Genomic DNA, 7,415 nt, shown 5'->3' on the forward strand with positions numbered 1-7,415 from the left:
GTATCGCCGGCGACGGTTCCTCTGAGGCTGATTGCCTCAGCTGTCGGTAAAAGGGGAGAGCTTTTCAGTGTTTCGGGAGTTGTGTGCCGCCTGATCGATGATAGCAACCGGCAGTCCGTACAGGCTGGCGAGGCGCTCGGAATGCGCTGAAGATATGGGGGTGTCGCCACGCTCGATCGCGCTGTAACCCGGAAGCGATAGCCCCATCCAGTCGGCTGTTTGTGGCCGTGACAGTCCCCGTGCGATGCGAAGGGACTTGAGGGTCGGGTTGACAGATGGAGGGATGACCTCGGAGAGGGGGGAATCGATGATACGCATGCAGTCTCCCAAGGTCTCCAGTGTGGGCGTCCTTGTGCCGCGTTCCCAGGCTGAGATCGTTGAGACGCCGATTTTGGCTGCTCGTGCAAGCTGAGGGCGGGACAGCCCCGCGGCGATCCGCAGCTCGCGGAAGCGCCTCGGGTTGAAGTTCTCAATGGTTGTCCTGCTCACCCGGCACACCATAGGGGCAACCTTTCTCTGAGCTGGGGGAACACTCCGCGATAATCATAAGGTAGCTGGAGTCGTAAACGGCAAGCAAATGGTAGCATCAAACAGTGGCGCGTTGCTTCGTTCTGGTGTACGGTTAATGCATGCATGAAGGAGGTGTTCAGGTGCAGCAGGTCAGGGCGGTGGACATGGGGCCGTGGGATGACGTCGAAGTGTCGGCTCCTCGCCACATGCTGGATGACAGGCATGCGAGGGTCGGTGCTGACCTGGACGTTCCGCATGGCTCCGATGTCTTCGAGCCTGCCAATGCTCCTGGTCTTTTGCTGGTTCAGCCGCCGGAGTCGGTGACGACGATCGGTGTCAGCGTCCTGGCGTGGCCGGGGTCGGCCGGGTGGGAGGACCTTTGCGGTCGGATGGCCTGCAGTCTGGCGGCGGATATCCGCCCGGTGCAGGACACCGGCGGTGCCGCAGAGGAGGCCCCGGCGGCGGTGGTTGACACGTTCGGCCCGTTTGGTCCTGAGTTGCATGTTCATGCCGGTGATCGCCGGGAGACGGTGTTCCTCGGTGCCTCTGGTTACCGGTGGCTGGTGCGAGCGACGGTCAAGAGTGTGGATGTCACTGCCGCTGATCTCGAGGCCGCGTACCAGATCCTGGCGTCGATGGTGGTCTACCGGGGTGGGGCGGCGATGCCGCCGGGACGGTCACTGTCGATGGCTTGTGTTGTTGATCTTGCCCACCGTGAGCAGGTGCTGGCCCGGGAGTCTGAGGATGAGATTGCTCGGCGGATCTGGCAGCAGGCCAGCTGCGGGAAGGTGGCCTGACATGAACTATGTGATGTCCGGGTGGCCGGGGCGTGATCCGCCTCGGGGTGGGAGTGAGGGGCCTGCCCCGATGGTGGATCGCGCTCCGGTGAGGGGCCCTGCCGGGCCAGGCAAGGGGCGGTGGTTTGGTTCCGTTTTCCACCGCACCTTGCCTGCGGGTGTCGGACTGCTGCGGGTCCGCCGGCAGGGCCACCACCCCCCGGGGTGTGGCTGGGTGTCGATGTGATCTGCGACATCGCATCGACGGCCACTGTCCCCCGGGGTGTGCGGTGGCGGCCCCACCGGCCCGGCGGGCGTGGTGGCGTACACGCGAGACGCCACCACACCGCCGCCGGGGGTGGTGGAAGCCCCCGTGCCTAGCACGGTTCTCCTCTTCCACATCAGTGAACACATGCACATATGCACACACGAGAAGAAGGAAAGAAGACTTCCATGACCAATCTTACCTTCCGGTCTCGGCCGGATGTGTCCCGGCGTCGCCGGGCCTGGATCCTTGCCGGCGTGGGTGCCGCCGGCGTCGGTGTGGCTGGCCTGTCGGCAGGCACGGCCGGTGCTGATCCGGTCACGGATCAGGCTGTGGTGCCGGGTCCTACCGGGGTGGCAGATCCGCTGGCCGCTGCGGCGGCCACGGCTGGGCAGATCGCCGACACCGTCGGTGACATGGCTCGGGCGGCGGGCATTCCAGTGCCGGGCCCGATCACCCCGGATGCCCCGGGTGGTCAGGCGGCTCAGGCGGTGCTGCCGACGACGCTGCTGCGCCGCGACGAGTCGGCCGAGACCGCCCCGCAGACCACCTCGGCCCAGCCGGTGGCTGCTGGCGGCCCGGCCGGCGGCGCCGACGATGGTACCTCCGCCCCGCAGTTCGCACCCGGGGCGGTGACCACGGCCCGTGCGGCGGCCGGTGACGCCGACGCAGCCGCGCAGGTGGGCCGCGGGGTGACTAAGGCGATCACCGACCCGTCCGTGATCGGTGACGTCATCTCCGCGATCGACGCGCCGACCGGCTGGGACATCGACCAGACCATCAAGCAGACCTCGCAGGCGATCACGGATGTGGTCACCGGCAAGGCGCTGGCTGACGCCCAGGCGGCCATCGACCGGACTCTGTCCGGCCCGGAGTTCGCCGACTGGGCGAACAACACCGCCAACGCCTTCGCCGCACGCACCGGAAACGGGTGGGAGCGCGCGGCCGATGGTGTGGCTGCAGCAATTGACCACATCACCCGCGACCCGGCCGGTTTCATCGGCCAGGCCGTTGTTGAAGGCGGCGGAGTGGCCCGCCTGGCGACTGACCCGGTCGGTTTTGCCCGGACGGTCGTGGAGAAGGTTGCCGGGCCTGACATCCTGGCCGACATTGATGTCGTCATCGGTGAGTATGTGGTGCCGAGCTTGATCGACGCGGTCCGGGCTGCGGCCCCGGCGGCACTGATCCCGGCCGCGGCGTTCCTGCCCGGTTTTGTGGCCGGCACTGGTCTGGCTGCCCCGTGGACGTCTGGTCTGGGTGCGGCTGCTGGCGCGCTGAATCCCCTGGCGCACCTGGTGGGTCTGGCGACCAGCCTGCTGGGTGCCCCCCTGGGTGCGCTGGCTACGGGTCTGCCCGGTTTCCTTGCTAGTGCGTTGATGACGCTGCCGATCGCGCTGATGGCTCCGCTGCTGGGCGCTGCCGCTGGCTCCGCGCTGGCGCTAGCGGGGTGGGCCAGCCTGGTTTACGGCGCGTGGGCGGCCACGCTGATCCCGGTGGGTGTGGCTGCGATCGGTCTGGGTGGGCTGGCCGGCGTTCTTGCCGGAGGGGCGCTGATGGCGATCAGTGGGCTGAATCCGATCATGGTCCCGGCCGCCATCGCCGGCGGGGTGCTGACCTTCCTGTTCGTTGCCACGATGATCGTTGGCGGTTACACCCTCGCCACCGTCCTGATCCCGACTATCATTTACCTGCTTGGGGTGATCCCGGTGCTCCTGGCTGGGGCGGGTGTGGGGTTCCTGGCCGGTCTGATCCCGGGGCTGGCCGCTCCGCTGCTCGGTATTCCCGCGATCACCGGTCTGTCGGCGATTCCGGGGGCGATTCTCGGCGGTATCGGCGGCTATCTCCTCGGTGATCTGGCCACCCGGGCGATCAGCGCTGCTGTTGGTGCTGGTCTGGGCGGGCTGGCTGCCCCGCTGGTCGGTGGCATCCCCGGCGGGCTGCTCACCGCCGCACTGTCGCTGCCGGCGACGATCCTGGCCGCTCTCGCGCTGGCGGGGATGAGTCTGAACAACTCGCGGCTGAACATGTCCGGTCGGGTCCGGGACGCCATCGACGACATCACCCGGGCGCTGACCGAGGGGTGGAACCGGTCAAAGACCAAGCGCGTCCTTGATGCGCTGATGGGCAACTGGTCCAACACCGACACCGGCCGGGACATCGCCGCAGCACAGAACGCCTGGTGGCGTATCGGACAGATGCTGGGGGGACGCATCCACGCGATCATCGACCCGAACGCCGTCATTCGGGATGCTGCCACCGGTGGCGGCATCGGCGCGATCCTCGGTTCGCTGCTGGGCGGGCTGATCGGTGGGCTGGCGGGGCTGTTCAACCCGGCTAACCTGCTCGGCGCCATCCCCGGGTTCCTCGGCGGGGCCGGGCTGGGTGCCCCGATCGGTGGTCTGCTGGGGCTGATCCCGCCGCTGCTTGCCGGCCCGCTGGCTGGTCTTGCCAGCCTGCCGCTGACGTTCCTGCCCAACCTGCTGGCTGTCCTGGCCACTGAGGGTGCTCTGATGCTCCCGGCGATCCTGGCCGCGGCCGCGGTCGCGCTTGTCCCGCCGGCCGTTCTGGCCACAGGGGCGTGGATCATCGGCTCGCTGGCGGTCAGTGCACCGCTGTGGATTCCGCTGACCATCGCAGCCACCGCCTGCACACTGGTGGCGTTCGCACTGTCGAACCTGGCGATCGGGGTGATCTTCCCGCCGGCGCTGGCGCTGCTGCCGTTCGCCCTGCCGATCGGCACGGTGGGCACGGTGCTCGCCCTGGTCAACCTGGCGGTCATCGCCGGGGCCCTGGGTCTGGGCCTGGTGACGATCTGGCCGGCGACGTTCCTGCTGACCGCGCCGCTGTTCGTCTTTCCGGCTCTGGGCGTGCCGGCCGCGCTGCTGGCCAGTGTTCCGCTGGCGCTGCCGATTGCTGCTGGCATGTCGATCGCCGAGGCGATTGTCATCGGCTCTGTGGTGGCGGGTCTGACCGGGCTGCTGACCGTCCCGGCCGGGGTGGTCGCCGGCGGTCTGCTCGGCGGGCTGACCGGTGCGGGCCTGGGGGTGCTGGTCACCGCCCTGGCCGACGGTGTGCTGGGGGCGACGATCGGCGCAGAGCTGGGCAGCCTTCCTGGTGGTGCGGCAGGCGCGCTGGTCGGCGCGCTCATCGGCGCGCTACGCAGCCTGGAAGTCCACATCGACCCGCCGGTGGCTGACCTGCACTTTGGTGCCGGCGTCGGCGACACCCCGGCACCGGCACCCGCGCCGGCTCCTGCCCCGGAGCCTGCCCTGGTGGAGGTGCCGGCGGCGATGCTGCCCGACTACGCCGTCCACGCCGACACCCCGGCAGATGCCCCGGTGGCCGCCGGGGCCCGGGAACTGGTCGGGGTCTGACGCCCCCACCATTCGCGCCGCCCCCGGAGGGGCACCTGGGGGCGGCAGGGTGTCCACCCAACGACGAGACAGATGCACAAGACACGCAAAGGAGAACACACGTATGACCAGCATTGACGCGACGACCACGGGCACGAGGACCGATTCGCGGTTTACCGCAGATGGCTATGTCCGCCACCGTTTCGGCGACGAGTTCGAGGTGGTGCTGCGGATCAGCCAGCGCATCGGCGACGGGGCGACCGCCCCGGTCATTGAGGACTTCGAACAGGTCAAGGCTTTCATCAAGGACAACCTGACTGGTGCGCAGTGGGATGCGGCGAAGAAGAGGTCGCAGACGATTGCCGCCGAGTGGGCGTCGGAGCAGGCGGACCTGGATTCCCATGCCATGGCCGCCGAGTTCGTTCAGAGTATGTCTGCTGCCGCTGAGTCCGCGCGGGCTGATGGTGAGAAGCGCTCGGGTCTGGCCGGGCTGGCCGGTCTGTTCGGTGGTCGGACTGGTGGGAGCGATGGCCTGGCGGGCCTGGACGTGAAGTTCGCTGAGGCGGCTGCGGAGTCCGAGCGCCGTCGCCGGACCGCGCTGGTGGTCGCTGCCGGCCCGGCGGCGGTGCCTGGGCAGGTGTGGGACCAGGTCCTGGTTTTTGCTGGGCTGGGCGGCGACACCGCGGCCGCCACTGCGGCTGAGGGGGAGGTGGCGTGATGATGGGCGCACCAACTGGTGCAGGGGCTGCAGGCTCCGCGGGTGTGGTGCTGCTGGACCGGGCCGAGACGACTCCGGGGATCCGGCCGGTGGTGGCGGATTCTCCGGTGCCGGCTGGTCTGGAGCGGTTTAACCATCTGGAGGTCGGCCGGTCGAAGCTGGACCGGGCCGGCCGGATCGTCGGCCGGCGGGTTGGCCTGTGGATGGTGCTGGCTGCCGGGCTGGCGATGACGGTGACACCGATGGTGTTTGCCGTGCTGCGGCTGGGCGCGACCACGGGTGTGAGTGTGCCGCTGGTTGGTGCGGCGGCGGTGGTCGTCGGGATCATCGCCGCGCTGGCTCGCCGGTCTGCTGCAGGTAGCGCTGGTGGCCGGGCTGGGTGGTCGGGCCCGGTTGCTGTCGGGGTTGGGGTGGCTATCGCTGTGTGGTGCGCGTCGCTGATGATGTGGGCGGTGATGTCGTAATGGCCACGATCAGTACCACGACGGTGGTCGACAACCTTGATGGCACGGTCCTGTCGGGTCTACCGGATGACCAGGTCGCCCGGATTACGTTTGCGGTGGGTCGGCGGAAGTTCCGGCTGGATCTGACTGCTGACAACGCTGAGGTGTTCCACCGGGACATGGAGCGGTGGACCCGTGTGGCCACACCGGTGGCCGGCCGGCGAGGTGTTGGTTCCAGGTGGTCGGATGGGCTGGACCCGGCGACCCGCAAGGTGGTGCGGGCGTGGGCCGCAGCCCACGGCTACACGGTCAATGCCCACGGGATGATTCCTCGGGATGTTGTTAGCGCGTGGCAGGACGCAACCGGCACTTCCGGTGATGATGAGCTGGGCCAGGTGGCGTCATGAGGCGGGCAGTGATGCTGGTGGTTGTGCATATTGCAGCGCAGTCGGTCTATGCGATGCGGGGGGTGGCATCGTGATGCGTATCCGTTGGTGGGGTGTGTCGGTGGTGGTCGGTGCTGCGATGACCATGGCAAGCCTGGTTGGGGTGGCCGCACCGGCGGTGGCGCATCCGGATGCGCCGGCCCCGGCTGGTGGGTCGGAGGTGGTCGTGTTCGGTGATAGTTATGCGGCGAATCCGGACGGGTGGATGAACACCTTGATCAAAAATGGTCTTCCCGCGCCTGCGTATCCGCGGCCGACGGGGTGTCCGCAGGCGCCGGATAACTGGCCGCGTCGGCTGGCAGAGCAGTCCGGAAAGACGGTGTCTGATTATTCGTGTACGGCGCAGACGTCGGCTCAGGCGCGGGTGAAGCTGGATCAGGCTGTGGCTGACCGGGCCATGGGGCCGGGGACGAGGGATGTGGTGGCTGCTGTCGGTTTCAACGACTTCGGGCCGTTTGGTGCAGCTGATGGGGTGAATATCACTGACTTTGCTGCTGTGGAGAACCATTACGTCGAGACGATGCGTGGGTTTGTTGATGCGGTCCGTGCGGTGGCCCCGGCTGCGCGGGTGACGATTGTTGGTACCCCGGCCGTTGGTGCTGTCGGTGGTGGGGTGTGTGTGGTCAATGTCATCCCTGGGCATCCGGGTGGGGTTCCGGTGCCGGTGGAGAACTGGGAGATGGCGACTCAGCGTATGCAGTCCCGGGCCGCGGCAGAGACCGGGGCGGTGTTCCTGGACCTGCGGTCCAGGAGTGCCGGGCACGATACGTGCACCCCGGTAGATGGCCAGCGGTTTGTTTCTGGGGTGGTGGATACGACCAGTCCGGCGTGGCATATGTGGCTCCACCCGACCGATGCCGGTAGCCAGTTTATTGCTGAGCAGGTCGCCGGGGAGGTGGTCTAG

Annotated in this window: 7 protein-coding genes; 6 read left to right on the forward strand and 1 reads right to left on the reverse strand. The window is 68.1% G+C overall.

Annotated elements, in window-relative coordinates; all coding sequences use genetic code 11:
- Positions 1-36: 36 nt before the first annotated feature.
- Positions 37-489, reverse strand: coding sequence for a helix-turn-helix domain-containing protein (locus CBOVI_RS10765; RefSeq protein WP_157998220.1), 453 nt, complete (start codon positions 487-489; stop codon positions 37-39).
- 161 nt (positions 490-650) lie between these two features.
- Between CBOVI_RS10765 and CBOVI_RS10770 the strand changes: the two genes are divergently transcribed.
- From CBOVI_RS10770 to CBOVI_RS10795, 6 genes are all read left to right on the forward strand, one after another.
- Positions 651-1,307: a DUF3710 domain-containing protein gene (locus CBOVI_RS10770; protein WP_010275462.1), complete on the forward strand. Its 657-nt coding sequence runs from the start codon at positions 651-653 to the stop codon at positions 1,305-1,307.
- Positions 1,308-1,739: 432 nt separating this feature from the next.
- Positions 1,740-4,925, forward strand: a complete 3,186-nt coding sequence (locus tag CBOVI_RS10775; protein ID WP_139016759.1) for a hypothetical protein — start codon at positions 1,740-1,742, stop codon at positions 4,923-4,925.
- 103 nt (positions 4,926-5,028) lie between these two features.
- Positions 5,029-5,622 carry a hypothetical protein gene (locus CBOVI_RS10780; protein ID WP_010275453.1) on the forward strand — a complete coding sequence of 198 codons (594 nt, stop codon included), beginning with the start codon at positions 5,029-5,031 and terminating at the stop codon, positions 5,620-5,622.
- Positions 5,623-5,666: 44 nt separating this feature from the next.
- Positions 5,667-6,086, forward strand: coding sequence for a hypothetical protein (locus CBOVI_RS10785; RefSeq protein WP_010275450.1), 420 nt, complete (start codon positions 5,667-5,669; stop codon positions 6,084-6,086).
- Positions 6,086-6,472: an Lsr2 dimerization domain-containing protein gene (locus tag CBOVI_RS10790; protein ID WP_010275446.1), complete on the forward strand. Its 387-nt coding sequence runs from the start codon at positions 6,086-6,088 to the stop codon at positions 6,470-6,472. The genes CBOVI_RS10785 and CBOVI_RS10790 overlap by 1 nt, the downstream gene beginning before the upstream one ends.
- Positions 6,473-6,545: 73 nt before the next feature.
- Complete coding sequence (locus tag CBOVI_RS10795) at positions 6,546-7,415, forward strand: GDSL-type esterase/lipase family protein (RefSeq protein WP_043363588.1); 870 nt, start codon at positions 6,546-6,548, stop codon at positions 7,413-7,415.

Source organism: Corynebacterium bovis DSM 20582 = CIP 54.80 (genome assembly GCF_030408615.1).
Lineage (GTDB): Bacteria > Actinomycetota > Actinomycetes > Mycobacteriales > Mycobacteriaceae > Corynebacterium > Corynebacterium bovis.